We start from the raw sequence: 15,677 nt of genomic DNA, 5'->3' as shown, positions 1-15,677 counted from the left end.
TCCGGGCGGCGTCAGAACAGCCGGCCGCCGTTCGGGACCGTCCCGGACGGCTGGACGAGTACGACCTTGCCCTCCGTATCGGGAAATCCCAGCGTCAGCACCTCCGACATCATCGGGCCGATCTGCCGTGGCGGAAAGTTGACGACCGCTGCGACCTGACGCCCGACGAGTGTCTCCGGCGTATAATGCTCGGTGATCTGCGCGGACGACCGCTTCGTACCGATCTCGTCGCCGAAATCGATCGTCAGCTTGAACGCGGGCTTGCGCGCCTGCGGAAACGGCTCGGCCGACACGATGGTGCCGACGCGGATATCGACCTTGGCAAAGTCGTCGAACGTGATCGCGGGGACCGGCATCTCAGAAGTCGACATTGTCATAATGTGCGGGCGGCGCGATGAGCTCCATCCGCTCGCTGAGCAAGGGACGGAAGCTCGGGCGGCTCTTCAATCCGCGATACCAGCGTGCGGTCTGCTCATGGCCCTTCCAGTCGATCCCGCCAAGATAGTCGGTCACCGAGATCTGCGCCGCCGCCGCCAGATCGACGAGACTCATCGTCGCGCCGCCCAGCCAGTTGCGATGGTCGAGCAGGTAATCGGTATAATCGAGATGGCCGACCGCCGCCTTCATCGCTTCGCGCAGCCCCTTCGCGTCGGGTGCCGCCCGGTGCGCGAGGCGCTTGACCATGCGTTCGTGGAGCAACGGCCCCGTCACGTCGCGGTAGAAATGCGTGTCGAACCACGTCACCAGCCGGCGGATCTCCGCACGGTTGGTCGCGGTGCCGTTGATCATCGCCGACTTCTCGACGGTTTCCTCGAAGAATTCGCAGATCGCCATCGAGATCGATCAGCGGCGCGACGCCGCGCGACGCGTCGACCATCACCGGGGTCTGGCCGGCGGGGTTCATGTCCATGAACTCGTCGCGCCGTTCCCATGGCGATTCGCGGACCAGCTCGTAGCCGACGCCCTTCTCACCCAGCAGCAGACGCACCTTTCGCGAGAAGGGACACAAGGGGAATTGATAAAGCTGCCACATACCCTCCGTTTAGGCGGCATGGGGCGGGTGTGTCACTAGCGCGGGTTGGGCGGCGAGTAAGAAGATTTTGGTTCACGCGGAGGCGCGGAGGCGCGGAGGTGGTCCGTTCGCAGCGCGCGAAGCTTTTTCATAACCGATCACGGGAAAAGGGAAGCAGAGGAGGTTCTAACGCCGCGTCTCCGCGTCTTCGCGTGAACCCTCCCACTCCCCCGGCCTTCGCCGGGGTGGTGCACTGGAGACGAGCTTACTCGGCCGCCACCAGCTCCGCGCTGTCGTCGAGCGGATGGCTCAGCCGCGTCAGCATTTCCTTCGGTACCACCTGCCAGAAATGCGGCGCCACGCGATCCCAGTCCTCGAGCAGGCCCTTCGACCATTTGCTGTCGGTGGTATCGGCATGGTCGCGCACGAGGTCGAGCAGTATGTCCGCCCAGTGCAGCGCCTTCACGCGGTCCCAGGTGATGTTCTCGGGGTTCGCGCGCTTTTCGAACACGCCCTCGGGGTCGTAGATGAACGCCATCCCGCCGGTCATCCCCGCGCCGAAGTTCGCGCCGACCTTGCCCAGCACCACCGCGATGCCGCCGGTCATGTATTCGCATCCGTTCGCGCCGCAGCCCTCGACGACGACGTTCGCGCCCGAGTTGCGCACCGCGAACCGCTCGCCCGCCTGCCCCGCCGCGAACAGCCGGCCGCTGGTCGCGCCGTACAGCACGGTGTTGCCGATGATCGTGTTGTCCTGGCTCGCCAGCGGCGAACTCACCGCGGGCCGGACGATGATCGTGCCGCCCGACAGCCCCTTGCCGACATAGTCGTTCGAGATCGCCGAACACCTCGAGCGTGATCCCCTTGCACAGGAACGCGCCGAGCGACTGGCCGGCACTCCCCGCAGACGGATCGTGACGTGGTCGTCGGCGAGCGTCGACATCCCGAACTTCCGCGTGATCTCGCTCGACAACCGAGTCCCGACCGCGCGGTGCGTGTTGCGCACCGAATAGGTCAGCTGCATCTTCTCGCCGCGCGAGAACACCGCGGCGGCATCCTTGATGATCTGCGCATCGAGGCTGTCGGGCACTTCGTTGCGGAACGTAGACAGGCTGAACCGGCGCTGCGAGTCGTCGGCATCGACCTTCGCCAGGATCGGATTGAGATCGAGATCGTCGAGATGCTCCGCGCCGCGGCTGACCTGCCGCAACAGTTCGGTGCGGCCGATCACGTCGTCGAGGCTCTTCACGCCGAGCCGCGCGAGGATGTCGCGGACTTCCTCGGCGATGAAGGTCATCAGGTTGATGACCTTCTCGGGCGTGCCGACGAACTTCTGCCGCAGCGCGTCGTTCTGCGTGCAGATGCCGACCGGACACGTGTTCGAATGGCACTGGCGGACCATGATGCAGCCCATCGCGACGAGGCTCAGCGTCCCGATGCCATATTCCTCGGCCCCGAGAATCGCCGCGATCACGATGTCGCGACCGGTCTTCAAGCCCCCATCGGTCCGCAGCCGCACGCGACCGCGAAGGCCGTTGAGCGTCAGCACCTGGTTAACCTCGGACAGCCCCATCTCCCACGGCGTGCCCGCGTACTTGATCGAGGTCTGTGGGGAAGCGCCGGTGCCGCCGACATGCCCCGCGATCAGGATCACGTCGGCATGCGCCTTCGCGACGCCCGCCGCGACCGTGCCGATCCCCGCCGACGAGACGAGCTTCACACAAACGCGCGCACGCGGATTGATCTGCTTCAAGTCATAGATGAGCTGCGCCAGATCCTCGATCGAGTAAATGTCGTGATGCGGCGGCGGCGAGATCAGCGTCACGCCGGGCGTCGCATGGCGCAGCTTGGCGATGAACTCGGTCACCTTGAAGCCGGGCAGCTGGCCGCCTTCGCCGGGCTTGGCGCCCTGTGCGACCTTGACCTCGATCTCCTCGCACGCGTTGAGATATTCCGCGGTCACGCCGAACCGCCCGCTTGCGATCTGCTTGATCGTCGAGTTGGCGTTGTCGCCGTTGGCGTAGGGTGCGAAGCGCGCCTTGTCCTCGCCGCCCTCGCCCGACACCGCCTTCGCGCCGATCCGGTTCATCGCGATCGCGAGCGTCTCGTGCGCCTCGGGGGAGAGCGCGCCGAGCGACATGCCCGGCGTCACGAAGCGCTTGCGGATCTCGGTGATCGCCTCGACCTGGTCGACCGGAACGCCTTCCGCGGGGAAGTTGAACTGGAGCAGATCGCGCAAATACACCGGCGGCAGGTCGGACACGCCGCGCGAGAATTGCAGGTAGCTGGTGTAGCTGTCGGTCGCGACCGCGGTCTGGAGCAGATGCATCAGCTGCGCCGAATAGGCGTGCGTCTCGCCGGTGTGGCGCTGGCGATAGAAGCCGCCGATCGGCAGCGTCGCGACGCCCGAGATCGAACGCGGCTTCATGGCGGTCGGTCGCGTTGACGTGGAGCGACTTGTAGCCCTCGCCGCTGATCTTGGCGGGCATGCCGGGGAACAGGTCGTTCACCAGGCTGCGCGACAAGCCGACCGCTTCGAAGTTGTAGCCGCCGCGGTAGGACGAGATCACCGCGATGCCCATCTTCGACATGATCTTGAGCAGCCCCTCCTCGACCGCGACGCGGTGGCGACGCAGGCATTCGGCGAGGTCAAGGTCGCCGAACAGCCCGCGCGACTGGCGATCGACGATCGCGGCCTCGGCGAGATACGCGTTCACGGTCGTCGCACCGACGCCGATCAGCACCGCATAATAATGCGTGTCGAGGCATTCGGCGGTCCGCACGTTGATCGACGCATAGGAGCGCAGGCCACGACGGACGAGATGCGTGTGGACGGCGGCGACCGCGAGCACGCCGGCGATGCCGACGCGGTCTTCGCTGATCGCCTCGTCGGTGAGGAAGATCTCGCTCTTGCCCTGCCGCACCGCCTGTTCGGCCTCGTTGCGGATCCGCTGGATCGCTGCGCGCAGCTTCTCGGGGCCGCCGCCGACTTCGAACGTGCAGTCGATCTCGGCGACCGCGCTGCCGAAATGCGCCTTAAGCCGCGACCAATGCTCGCCCGTCAGCACCGGCGAGATCGAGCACGAGCACGCGCTCGCGCTGGTCGCGCACGTCGAGGATATTGGCGAGATTGCCGAATCGAGTCTTGAGCGACATCACGTGCCGCTCGCGCAACGGATCGATCGGCGGGTTGGTCACCTGACTGAAATTCTGGCGGAAGAACTGGCTGATGAGGCGCGGCTTGTCAGAGATCACCGCGAGCGGCGTGTCGTCGCCCATCGATCCGATCGCTTCCTTGGCGGATTCGACCATCGGCGACAGGATCAGCTCCATGTCCTCCATCGTCTGCCCCGCGGCGATCTGACGGCGTGCGAGCTCGGCGCGGTCGTAGCGCACGATCGCGTCCTCGACCGAGGGGAGGTCAGCGAGCGTGTGGAACTCGCCGATCATCGCGGCGTAATCCGCCTCGCCCGAGATACGATCCTTGACCGCGCGATCCTGCAACAGCACGCCCTCGTCGAGGTCGACCGCGATCATCTCGCCCGGACCCAGGCGGCCCTTGGCGACGATCGTCGATTCGGGAACGACGACCATCCCGCTCTCCGACCCGACGATCAGCAGGCCATCGGAGGTCAGCGTATAGCGCAGCGGACGCAGCGCGTTGCGGTCCATCCCCGCGACTGCCCAGCGGCCATCGGTCATCGCCAGCGCGGCGGGGCCGTCCCATGGCTCCATCACGGAGGCGAGATACTGGTACATCGCGCGGTGCTCAGGCGGCATGTCGGGGGCCGCGGCCTCGGGCACGAGCATCAGCTTGGCGGTCGGCGCATCGCGCCCCGAGCGACAGATCGCCTCGAACACCGCGTCGAGCGCGGCGGTATCGGACGCGCCCGCCGGGATCACCGGCTTGATGTCCTCCGAATTGTCGCCGAACGCGAGGCTCGCCATCCGGATTTCGTGGGACAGCATCCAGTTCTTGTTGCCGCGGATCGTGTTGATCTCGCCGTTATGCGCGAGGCAGCGGAACGGCTGCGCCAGCCACCATTGCGGAAAGGTGTTGGTCGAATAGCGCTGGTGGAAGATCGCGACGCGGCTTTCGAAGCGCTGGTCGCACAGATCGGGATAGAAGACCGACAGCGATTCGGCGAGGAACAGCCCCTTGTAGATGATCGACCGGCACGACAGCGAACAGATGTAGAAGCCCTGGATCTGCGCCGCGATCACGCGCTTCTCGATCCGCCGGCGGACCAGGTACAGCGTCTTTTCGAACTCGGCGGCGTCCTGCTCGTCGGGCAGCGGCCCGGCGATCATGATCTGCTCGATCTCGGGACGCGTCGCCTGCGCCTTCTGGCCGATCACCGACACGTCGACGGGCACCTGGCGCCAACCATAGATGGTATAGCCCGCCTCGATGATCGCGCTCTCGACGATCGTCCGGCAATCCTCCTGCGCGCCCAGATCGGTCCGCGGCAGGAAGATCATGCCGACCGCGAGCCGGTTCGGGCGCACCTTGTGCCCCGACGCCGCGACCGCATCGTCGAAGAAGCGCAGCGGCAGGTCGATATGCAACCCCGCGCCATCGCCGGTCTTGCCGTCGGCATCGACCGCGCCGCGGTGCCACACCGCCTTCAGCGCATCGACCGCCGACTGCACGACGCGCCGCGACGCGCGGCCATCGGTGGCGGCGACGAGCCCGACGCCGCAGGCATCGCCCTCATAGTCGGGACGGTACATGCCCTCTTCGGCGAGACGGGCGCGTTGATCGGTGGTGAAATCGGTCATCGTCACTTCTTCTTCTGCTCGAGCGTGGCGCTGTGCCACATCGGCGATGGCAGGCTGACGGCCGCCAGCGCCACGGCCCGCCGGTCAATCAGGCCGCGACCCTGGCGCTCGCGGCCTTTGCTTTCAGATATTTGTGCATCGTTGCGGCAACGTCGCGGCCGTCGCGGATCGCCCACACGACCAGACTTGCACCGCGGACGATGTCGCCCGCCGCGAACACGCCGTCGAGGCTCGTCATCAGCGTCTTGCCGTCGACCAGCACGGTGCCCCAGCGGCTGACACCCAGTTCGGGCGTTGCGAACAGCGTCGGCAGGTCCTCCGCGTCGAAGCCGAGCGCCTTGATCACCAGATCGGCATCGACGGCATAATCGCCCGCCGGATCGGGTTCAGGCGTGCGTCGACCGCTGGCGTCGGGCGCGCCGAGCCGCATCTTGCGGACCGTCACGCCGGACACCGCATCGCCCCCGTCGAAGCTCTGCGGACCCGATAGCCAGACGAACTCCACGCCCTCCTCCTCGGCATTCGCGACTTCGCGCTGCGATCCGGGCATGTTCGCGCGGTCGCGGCGATACAGGCACTTCACCGACGTCGCGCCCTGACGGATCGCGGTTCGGACGCAGTCCATCGCCGTATCGCCGCCGCCGATCACCACGACGTTCTTGCCCTCGGCATTCAGGCTGCCGTCGTCGAACGCGGGCACCGCATCGCCGAAGCCCTTGCGGTTCGACGCGACGAGGAAATCGAGCGCCGCCACCACGCCGCGCGACCCGCCACCGGGCAAGTCCATCGCGCGTGCCTTGTAGACGCCCGTCGCGATCAGGATCGCATCGTGCCGGGACCGCAGTTCGTCGAGGCTTGCATCGTCCCCGACGGCAAAACCGGCGTGGAACACGATGCCCGCCGCCTTCAGCCGGTCGATACGTCGCATCACGATCGGCTTTTCGAGCTTGAACCCCGGAATCCCGTAGGTGAGCAGCCCGCCGGCGCGGTCATAGCGGTCGTAGACGTGAACGTCGTACCCATGCCCGCGCAGATATTCCGCCGCGGTAAGCCCTGCCGGACCTGCGCCGATCACACCGACCGACTGGCCCCGCGCGGATCCCGGCACGAGCGGTTCGACCCAGCCCTCTTCCCACGCGGTATCGGTGATGAATTTCTCGACCGCGCCGATCGTCACCGCGCCGTGCCCGGTAAACTCGATCACGCAATTGCCCTCGCACAGCCGGTCCTGCGGACAGATGCGCCCGCAGATCTCCGGCATCGTCGAGGTCGCGTTGCTGAGTTCATACGCCTCTCGCAAGCGCCCTTCGGCCGTCAGCCGCAGCCAGTCGGGAATATGGTTGTGGAGCGGACAATGCACCGAACAATAGGGCACGCCGCACTGCGAGCACCGCCCGGCCTGGTCCTCGGCGGGCTCGACCGCATAACGCTGCGCGATTTCCTTGAAATCGTCCGCGCGCTCAACCGCCGTACGCTTGACCGGATAGGATTGCTCCCGTCCGACAAATTTCAACATTGAATCGTTCGCCATGCGCGCCTCCGGCTGCCGCAATATTGCGCCAGCCGGAGTTTGTCACCGGTGAATCAGCATATTAGACAGTAGTGCTGTCGCGCTTTTCGATCTAATTCCAGGTGTGTGGTTTTGCCACGAAGAGAATTGATCTTTTAATATCCAGATCGGACCTATTTGGTCAGGAGCCAGATCAGCGCGGCGGACCCCGCCACGATGCGATACCAGGCGAAGGGCACGAACCCATGCTTGGTGACGATCCCGACGAACCACTTCACAACGAGCAGCGCGACGACGAACGACACGATCGCACCGATGGCGATCGCGAACAGCCCGACGCCCGCGCCACTCGTCAGCGCCTCGCGGTTCTTGAGCAGTTCGAGCGCACTGGCACCCAGCATCGTCGGGATCGCGAGGAAAAAGCTGAACTCGGCCGCGGTGCGCCGCTCGACCCCGAGCGCGAGCGCGCCGAGAATCGTCGCGCCCGACCGGCTGACGCCCGGGATCATCGCGAGGCACTGGAGAAAGCCGATCCCGACGACCGTCCGCAACGGGATATCCGCGACGCCGCTGATGTCGCTGCGCGGCGCGAACCGCTCGACCGCCAGGATGGCGAAGCCGCCGATGACGAGCGCGATCGCCACGACCTCGGCGTTGCCGAGCAGCGCCTCGATATAGTGATGGAGCGCGAGGCCGATCACTGCGGCGGGGATGAACGCGACGACGAGGTTGCGCAGGAACAGCCAGGATTTCGGCTCGCCCTTCACCAGCCCCATCGCGACCGCCCAGAAGGTTCGCCAGTACAGCACGACGATCGCGAGGATCGCGCCGAGCTGGATCACGACGTTGAACACCTCCCACCGGCCGGCATCATAGCCCAGCAGGCGGGTCGCGAGGATGAGATGCCCGGTCGAGGACACGGGCAGGAATTCGGTGATCCCCTCGACGATGCCGAGGAGGATGACGGTAAGAAGTTCGGTCAAGCAGGGCTCCCGCAGCGCGGTGTATCAGGACGAACGACGGCGATCAGGCCGCGCCGGTATCGAAATCGCTCGTGGCATGGATCTCGGCGCGCGTCGCGGCCCTGCGTCCGAAACGGCCGGCCTTGCGGAAGCGCACGAGCCAGCCCGGGGCAACGCTCGACATCGGCGTCGGCTCGATCCCCATCGCCGCGAGGCCATCGATCCCGGTGACGACATTGTCGCTCTGCAGCATCGTCCACTGGTCCTTGGTGATCGGCGCACCCGGCAGGAAGCCGGCCTTGGCGATCAAAGCGCCGGCGAAGTCGGGCAGCTCGACGATCGACGGATTGCGACCGATCGTCTTGGCGATCCAGCGGATCAGCTCGCCCATCGTAACGACGTCCGGCCCGCCGAGCTCGAGCGTTTGGCCGGCAAAGCGCGCAGGCGACGTCACCGCGGCGACGACGGCGTCCGCGACATTGCCCACGAACACCGGCTGGAACTTCGCGGGGGCGCGCAACACGGGCACGACCGGCGCCTTGGCGATCATGCCGGCAAAGCGGTTCACGAACTGGTCTTCCTGGCCGAAGACGATCGACGGCCGCAAGATGGTCGCACGCGGAAACGCATCGAGCACCGCCGCCTCGCCCTGCCCCTTGGACTTGCCGTACGCCGATGCCGACGCTGGATCCGCACCGATCGCGGAGACATGGACGAGTGCCTCGACCCCGGCCTTAGCCGCGGCCCTCGCGACGGTCTGCGCGCCGAGCGCCTGGACCCGCTGGAAATCACCGGACAGGACACCGACAAGGTTCACCACCGCGTCGGAGCCGTGAATCGCGTGCGCGATCGTCTCGGGCTTGGTGACGTCGGCGCCGACGAACTGCGTCTGGCCGAGCCCTCCCAGCGGCTTGAGAAAGAAAGCCTGCCGCGGGTCGCGTTGCGCGATGCGGACGCGCGCACCAGCCGCGAGCAGCGCCTGCGCCACATAGCGACCGACGAACCCTCCGCCCCCGATCAGCGTTACCAGCTTGTCGTTCATCGCACGTCTGTCCAATATCTTTTGCCTTCGCGCCCTTTGCCCCAGCAAGAGGGTTGTTGACAAGCATTGCGACCCTCCACTAGAGGCGCCCTCCTACCCCGTGCCCGGATGGCGGAATTGGTAGACGCACCAGCTTCAGGTGCTGGCGATCGCAAGGTCGTGGAGGTTCGAGTCCTCTTCCGGGCACCAGTTTCCGATAAGCGACGTTTACAGTGTAAACGGTCGCTTATGGACCCTCCCGAGACAACCCGGTCGACCAGCTATCGCGCCAACCGCAAGGCCGCGCGATCACCCGGTGTATGCCAGGGGTAATCGCGCGCCGAGTTCTCTAGCGTATCAGAAAAGTTGCCGACGCGAGGTCGGATGCGCGTGTCACCGCGCCGAGGGACAACGTGTCGCCAGTCCGGCGTACGACCATGCCTGCTTTGCCGAACGCGGCGAGCGTGACGCCCGCTGCTCCCGCCAGCCCAGGCCGCAGGACGAAGCTTGCACTGGCCGCAAAGGCGCTGCCCTCGGTCCTTGCCGCAACCCCGATCCGTCCATCCGCCTGCGCGACGAGATAGTGATCGGGCGCATCGATCGGCACGAGCGAGATGCTCCCGGATCCTGCAAGCCCCGGCACCTGCCGGAACTGGCTGGAGGGGATATCCCCGCGCCCGATCGATACGCGTGCGCCGTCGTGGCGCAGGAACGCGCGCTTGTCGCTGACGGGCGAGAATCGGTCGGGTACCGGCCCATTGCCGACGGGAATGCCGAAATCGGGGGTGCCGTCGGGTTTGTAATAGAGACGCTGCATCCGCGTATGCCGGTTCGGATCGAACAGCGGGTCGCCCTTGATCGCCGCATAATCGCGCCCGTGATACACCAGCACGTCGCGGCCCTGCTCGTCGACGGTGAAGCTGTTGTGGCCGGGCCCGTACACCCCGTCGTCGATGACGACACGAAGACGGGCTCGGGCGACTTCGTCCAGGACCGCGCGTTCATGATGTCCGCATTCGCATCCGCGGTCAGCAGGCCGAGACAGTATCGCGCGTCGGTCGCGCTTGCCGAATAGGTGATGAACAGCCTGCCGTTACGCGCCAGCAGCGCGGGCGCCTCGGCGACCTTGTAGCCCTGGATCTCCCAGTCGAGCGTCGGCACCGCGATCCGTACCGGCGGACTGGCGAGCGTGATCGGCGTGGCGAGCGGGGCGAGATACAGGTTGCTGTTCGTGTCGATCCCGGGCTCCTTCTGGGCCCAGCACAGATAGCGCGTGCCGCGGTGCACGAACGAGGTCGAATCGAGCGTGAAGCTGTCCCACGGTGTCTTGAGCTGCCCCAGCAGCGACCAGCGCGCCGTCATCGGATCGGGCCCGTCGGCGACGAGTGCATAACTGCGGATCCGGAACACGTCCTCGCCGCCGCCGCTCGGTCCGGCCGCGAAATACACGATCCAGCGGCCGTCGATCCGGTGCAGTTCGGGTGCCCAGATGAACCCTGACAAGGGGCCGCTCGCAAGATGCCGCCACAGGACCTGCTCGCGTGCGGTGGTCAGCCCGGCCAGCGTTCGCGACCGTCGCAGAACGAGCCGGTCATATTCCGGGACCGATCCCGTCATGTAATAATAGCCGTCGGTGTGCCGGAACACCTGTGCGTCCGCGCGCTGGCGGACGACCGGATTGACGGGAACGGGAATCGCGGCGGGTCCCGCACCGGGCAGTCGCGCGATCGCGCCGCTCACCGAAGCCGCGCCGGCACCGGCACCGGCGAGAAACAGGCGGCGTGTCAGGTCGATCATCATCAATACTCCGCCACGGGCCAGCCATCGGCGCCCCAGGTGATGGGGGCGATCCGCAACGTCGGCGCGCCATTCTTCGTCCGGTCGTACGCGTGATAGACGACGTAATCCTTGCCGTCGGTGTCATGCATCACGCCGGGATGCCCGGGGCCGCGGAAGCGTTGCTGCTCCTGGAGATCGGCCCGCAGGAAGATCGTCCCGCCGCCGTTCATCATCGCGCTGCCGTCCTTGCCGAGATACGGGCCGGTGATCGCCTTCGAGCGACCGACGACGGTGTAATAGGTGCTGTTCGTGCCCTTGCAGCAATAGTCGTAGCTCGCGAGCAGCCAGTAATACCCGCCATGGCCGATGATGAACGGCGCCTCGACCGGCGCGGGGCCACCCGCGGGCGCGGGGCGTCGGGCGATCGCATGGGGTTTGGCTGCCGGATCGAGCAGCTTGCCGGTCCTGGGGTTCAGCGCAAACAGCTTGATCCCGGTCCAGAAGCTGCCGAGCGACAACCATTCGCGTCCCTCGGCATCGACGACGTGGTTGGGATCGATCGCGTTGAAATCGTCCTTGGCGGTCGACATCACCACCAGCCCCTCGTCGCGCCAGCCATAGCCCGGCGCCCTGGGGTCGAGCGTCGGGCTCGTCGCCAGCCCGATTGCCGAACGGTTCGAACCGAAGGTGGAGACCGAATAATAGAGCCGGTACCGCCCGTCCGCCGCGCGCGAGATATCGGGGGCCCACATCCCCTTCGTGCCCGGCACCGCCCGCGTCGCCCAGTCGGGCAGCCGTGCGAGCGGCGGCGTTCCCGCGGTCCAGTGGACCAGGTCGGGCGACGTGCGCGCGCTCAGCATCTGGCCGTCGAGCCCCGTGCCGTAGACATAATAGGTAGACCCTGCGCGGATCATCACCGGATCGTGGACCGGTGCGGTGTCCCCTGTCAGGCTTGCGTTGAGCGCACCGCGCGACGGCGCATCGGTCGTCTGCGCGCCCACGCTGCCCGTCAGCGTCAGCACCAACGCGATCATTCCGGTCGCCCATCGTGGTGCGGCCATCGTCCTCTCTCCCGGTCTGTGCGCCCGCCGGTTGCTCCGGCGGGCGTCACGGTCATTTCAGTTCGAGCATCACCACCGACATTGGCGGCAACGTCACCGCCAGCGTCCCGCCGTTCAGGCGCGCGCCGTTGAACGCGGCCGGGGCAACGGCGTTGGGCGTGTCGAAGGTGTTCAGCGCGGTCATCGTCGACGCGGTCAGCACCTGTCCGGTGACGCCCTGCGCCGTCACGCCAGGCAGTGCGGCGGAGACGCTGGTCGGCCTGTTCGGATCGAGATTGGCGAGCGCGATCCGCACCACGCCGTCCTTGCCACGCACCGCCGACGCGCTGACCGATGGCATCGTCCACTGGTCCTTGTTGTACCAGCGCGACTTGATGTCGATCGGCAGGACGGTGCCGTCCATGTACGGCTTGTACATCGCGAACACGTGATAGGTCGGCGTCAGCACCATCTTGGCGCCGTCGGTCAGGATCATCGCCTGCAGCACGTTCACCATCTGCGCGATCGCGGTCATCTTCACGCGGTCCGCATGCTTGGCGAAGATGTTGAGGTTGATCGCGGTGACCATCGCATCGCGCAGCGTGTTCTGCTGGCGCAGGAAGCCCGGGTTCGTCCCCGGATCACCGGCATACCACGTGCCCCATTCATCGACCGCGAGCCACATCGTCTTCTTCGGATCGACCTTGTCCATGATCGCCGCATGCTTGGTGATCAGCTCGTCCATCCTAAGCGTCTCGGACAGCGTCTCGGCCCAGCCGCGTTCGTCGAACACGGTCGCCGACGCGCGCGGCGGCCAGCCGCCGGGGACGGTGTAGTAATGCAGCGACAGCGCATCGACCTTGCCGACCAGCTCGCGCGCCATCGTCTCGGTCCAGTGATAGTCATCGACGTTCGCGCCGCTCGCGATCTTCATCACGCGCGTGTCCTTGGGCGCCTTGATGAAGGTTGCGTAGCGCCGCGTCAGGTCCGCGGCATATTCGGGCCGCATGTTGCCGCCACAGCCCCACAGCTCGTTGCCGACGCCGAAATAGGGCACAGCCCACGGCGCCTTGTGGCCGTTCTTCGCACGCTCGTCGGCGAGCGTCCCCGAGGGCGAGGTCATGTATTCGACCCACTCCGCCATCTCCTGCGGCGTGCCGTTGCCGACATTGCCCGCGATATAGGGCTCCGCGCCGAGCTGTCCGGCAAGGTCCATGAACTCGTGCGTGCCGACCGTGTTGGGCTCGGTGACGCCGCCCCAGTGCGTGTTGATCTTGACCGGGCGCTTGGCCTTGGGGCCAATGCCTTCGCGCCAGTGATATTCGTCCGCGAAGCAGCCGCCCGGCCAGCGCACGACGGGCACGCCGATCCCGCGCAATGCGGAGACGACGTCGGTACGGAAGCCGCGGACATTGGGGATCTTCGACTTCTCGCCGACCCACAGCCCGCCATAGATGCCGGTGCCCAGATGCTCGGCGAACTGCGTGAAAATGCGCCGGTCATAGGTCGCGCCGGGCGTGTCGCCATGGACGGTCACCGTTGCGGCGGGCGTCGTCGGCGCCTCGGTCTGCGCTGCGCCGACCCCCGCGGTCGACAGCAACATCGCGGCGGCCAGGCGTTTCAACGTGCGCGTCATCTTTACCTCAATCATCGAAAGCCTCCACCGATTGGCGTGTGCCGCGCAGGAACGCGTCGGCGACGAGTGTGAACGGGGTCGTGTCGACCTCGCTGCGGCGATCGCGGATCAGCGACGCGAAGCGGGCGTAGAGGCCGGGATATTCCTCGTCGTCGTTATGAACCGTACCGGTCGGCAGCGTCAGGACGGCGCCGCCCTTGGCGAGGCTGAGCGTCCCTGCATCGGTCTCGACGACGATGTCCCAGCTTTGCGGGCCCGTCTGGCGCCAATCAAGATCCATGCTGATCGGCGTGCCGGCATTGCTGCGGAACATCAGATCGGCCGCGATCGGTGCGGCGCGGTTCGCCGGCGTCGACAGCGTGGCCGACGTCAGGAAGAACGGCTGCGGCAGGATTTCGGTCGCGATCGACAGCGCGTTGATGCCGGGATCGAACACGCCGAGCCCGCCCGGCTCCCAGATCCAGGCCTGCCCCGGATGCCAGACGCGGACGTCCTCGCGCCAGACGATCGACACGCGCTCGATCCTGCGGTCGGCCAGCCACGCCTTGGCGGGCGCGACGCCCGCGGCAAACCGCGAATGCCAGCCCGCGAACACCGTCGCTCCCGCTCCGGCAGCGTGCGCCTCCAGCGCATCGACCTCGGCGAGCGTCGCCCCGGGCGGTTTTTCGAGAAAGACGTGCACGCCCTTGTCGAGCGCCATCGCCGCGAGCTCGTAGCGGACCTGCGGCGGCGTGCAGAGCGCGATCGCGTCGATCGACGGACCATCCGCCAGCAGCGTCTCGAGCGACTTGAAGTTGGCGATGTCTTCGACGCCCGGATCGCGCGGGCTGACGCTGGCGACGAGCGTGAAATCGGCGTTGCGCGCGATCGACGGCAGATGCTGGTCGCGCGCGATCTTGCCCATGCCGACGACGGCGATGCGGATCGGATCCATCCTCACAGCGCCTTGACGACGACGGGCTGCGACGCGGCCCTGGTCAGCGTGTTGCGCAGCGGCAGCGTGAAGGGCGCGGCCTCGATCTCGAAGACGTCGCCTTCGCGCGTCGTCACGCCGTCGGCGAACGACAGCGTCGCGGTGCCGAAGAAATGGACATGGATATCGCCCGGACGCCGGAACAGGTCATATTTGAAATGATGCGCCTCGAGGTTGGCGATGCTGTGCGACATGTTCGCCTCGCCCGACAGGAACGGCTTTTCCCACAGCAGCGCGCCGTCGCGGTGGATCCGGCTCGCACCCTCGATATGCTCCGGCGGCGTGCCTACCAGCAATTCGGGGCCAAGCGACGCCTGACGCAGCTTCGAATGCGCGAGCCACAAATAATTGTGCCGCTCGGTGACGTGGTCGCTGAACTCGTTGGCGAGACACAGGCCGAGCCGGAACGGCGTGCCGTCCGGGCCGATCAGGTAGATGCCCGCAAGCTCGGGCTCCTCGCCGCCGTCCTGCGCAAAGGCGGGCATCGTCAGCGATCCGCCGGGTGCGACGAGGCCCGAGCCGTCACCCTTGTAGAACCATTCGGGCTGCTGCCCGCGCTCGCCCTCGCCCGGCTTGCCGCCCTCGACGCCCTCGAGGAACATCCGCATCGAATCGGTCTGCGTCTCGGCATCCGCCGCGGCGCGGTGCATCTTGTCGCGCCCCTCGGCAGAGCCGAGATGCGTGAGGCCGGTGCCGGTCATGACGAGATGCGCCGGGTCGACATGATCGATCGGCGAGGTCAGGCGGCCGGCAGCGAGTTCTGCGGCGATATCGACGCTGGCACCCGTTCCGCACGCCGCGACGGCGGTGGCGAGGTCGCTGCCGTCGGCAATCGCCCGCCCGGCCAGATCGCGGACGCTGTCGACCCCGGTGACGAACGCCGCCCCCTCATCGGTGGCGGCGATCACCGATCGCGTGCCGTCGACGCCAATATGCTGCAACAGGCGCAAAGTCATATGTCT

The 15,677-nt window shown here is 66.7% G+C and carries 10 protein-coding genes, 1 tRNA gene and 3 pseudogenes; 1 reads left to right on the top strand and 13 read right to left on the bottom strand.

What is annotated here, in order from left to right; genetic code table 11:
* Positions 1–11 precede the first annotated feature (11 nt).
* The 8 genes and pseudogenes from QP165_RS12055 to QP165_RS12020 all read right to left on the bottom strand — a co-directional run bounded on the left by QP165_RS12055 (position 12) and on the right by QP165_RS12020 (position 9,308).
* Positions 12–371, bottom strand: a complete 360-nt coding sequence (locus QP165_RS12055) for a tRNA-binding protein (RefSeq protein WP_333995838.1) — start codon at positions 369–371, stop codon at positions 12–14.
* Positions 358–1,033 (bottom strand): annotated as a pseudogene (locus tag QP165_RS12050) (glutathione S-transferase family protein). Before QP165_RS12050 ends, QP165_RS12055 begins: the two are co-directional and overlap by 14 nt.
* A 244-nt stretch (positions 1,034–1,277) precedes the next feature.
* Positions 1,278–3,440: a glutamate synthase-related protein gene (locus QP165_RS12045; RefSeq protein WP_333995837.1), complete on the bottom strand. Its 2,163-nt coding sequence runs from the start codon at positions 3,438–3,440 to the stop codon at positions 1,278–1,280.
* A gap of 151 nt (positions 3,441–3,591) precedes the next feature.
* A pseudogene (locus tag QP165_RS12040) lies at positions 3,592–4,080 on the bottom strand (glutamate synthase central domain-containing protein); the annotation flags it as partial.
* A complete protein-coding gene (locus QP165_RS12035) occupies positions 4,049–5,794 on the bottom strand; it encodes a glutamate synthase central domain-containing protein (protein WP_333995836.1) in 1,746 nt (581 codons plus the stop codon). The pseudogene QP165_RS12040 and the gene QP165_RS12035, both read right to left, overlap by 32 nt.
* A gap of 88 nt (positions 5,795–5,882) precedes the next feature.
* On the bottom strand, positions 5,883–7,325 hold the full coding sequence (locus QP165_RS12030) for an NAD(P)-dependent oxidoreductase (protein ID WP_056019556.1): 1,443 nt from the start codon (positions 7,323–7,325) through the stop codon (positions 5,883–5,885).
* Between the two features lie 152 nt (positions 7,326–7,477).
* The gene (locus tag QP165_RS12025; protein WP_333995835.1) at positions 7,478–8,287 is read right to left on the bottom strand and encodes an undecaprenyl-diphosphate phosphatase; all 810 of its coding nucleotides are present in this window, start codon (positions 8,285–8,287) and stop codon (positions 7,478–7,480) included.
* Between the two features lie 43 nt (positions 8,288–8,330).
* Positions 8,331–9,308, bottom strand: a complete 978-nt coding sequence (locus tag QP165_RS12020; RefSeq protein ID WP_333995834.1) for a complex I NDUFA9 subunit family protein — start codon at positions 9,306–9,308, stop codon at positions 8,331–8,333.
* Between the two features lie 102 nt (positions 9,309–9,410).
* Between QP165_RS12020 and QP165_RS12015 the strand changes: the two genes are divergently transcribed.
* A tRNA-Leu gene (locus tag QP165_RS12015) sits at positions 9,411–9,497 on the top strand.
* 139 nt (positions 9,498–9,636) lie between these two features.
* Here QP165_RS12015 and QP165_RS12010 read toward each other — a convergent pair.
* From QP165_RS12010 to araD1, 5 genes and pseudogenes are all read right to left on the bottom strand, one after another.
* A pseudogene (locus QP165_RS12010) lies at positions 9,637–11,087 on the bottom strand (family 43 glycosylhydrolase).
* On the bottom strand, positions 11,087–12,127 hold the full coding sequence (locus QP165_RS12005) for an arabinan endo-1,5-alpha-L-arabinosidase (protein WP_333995833.1): 1,041 nt from the start codon (positions 12,125–12,127) through the stop codon (positions 11,087–11,089). The pseudogene QP165_RS12010 and the gene QP165_RS12005 overlap by 1 nt, the downstream one beginning before the upstream one ends.
* Positions 12,128–12,179: 52 nt before the next feature.
* Positions 12,180–13,742: an alpha-N-arabinofuranosidase gene (locus QP165_RS12000; RefSeq protein ID WP_333997017.1), complete on the bottom strand. Its 1,563-nt coding sequence runs from the start codon at positions 13,740–13,742 to the stop codon at positions 12,180–12,182.
* Positions 13,743–13,749: 7 nt separating this feature from the next.
* A complete protein-coding gene (locus QP165_RS11995) occupies positions 13,750–14,676 on the bottom strand; it encodes a Gfo/Idh/MocA family protein (RefSeq protein WP_333995832.1) in 927 nt (308 codons plus the stop codon).
* Between the two features lie 2 nt (positions 14,677–14,678).
* Positions 14,679–15,671 carry an AraD1 family protein gene (gene araD1 / locus QP165_RS11990; RefSeq protein ID WP_333995831.1) on the bottom strand — a complete coding sequence of 331 codons (993 nt, stop codon included), beginning with the start codon at positions 15,669–15,671 and terminating at the stop codon, positions 14,679–14,681.
* Between the last annotated feature and the right edge of the window lie 6 nt (positions 15,672–15,677).

The organism is Sphingomonas sp. 22R3R2A-7 (genome assembly GCF_036856055.1).
Classification (GTDB): Bacteria; Pseudomonadota; Alphaproteobacteria; order Sphingomonadales; family Sphingomonadaceae; genus Sphingomonas.
This window is presented reverse-complemented; position numbering and strand designations above follow the sequence as displayed.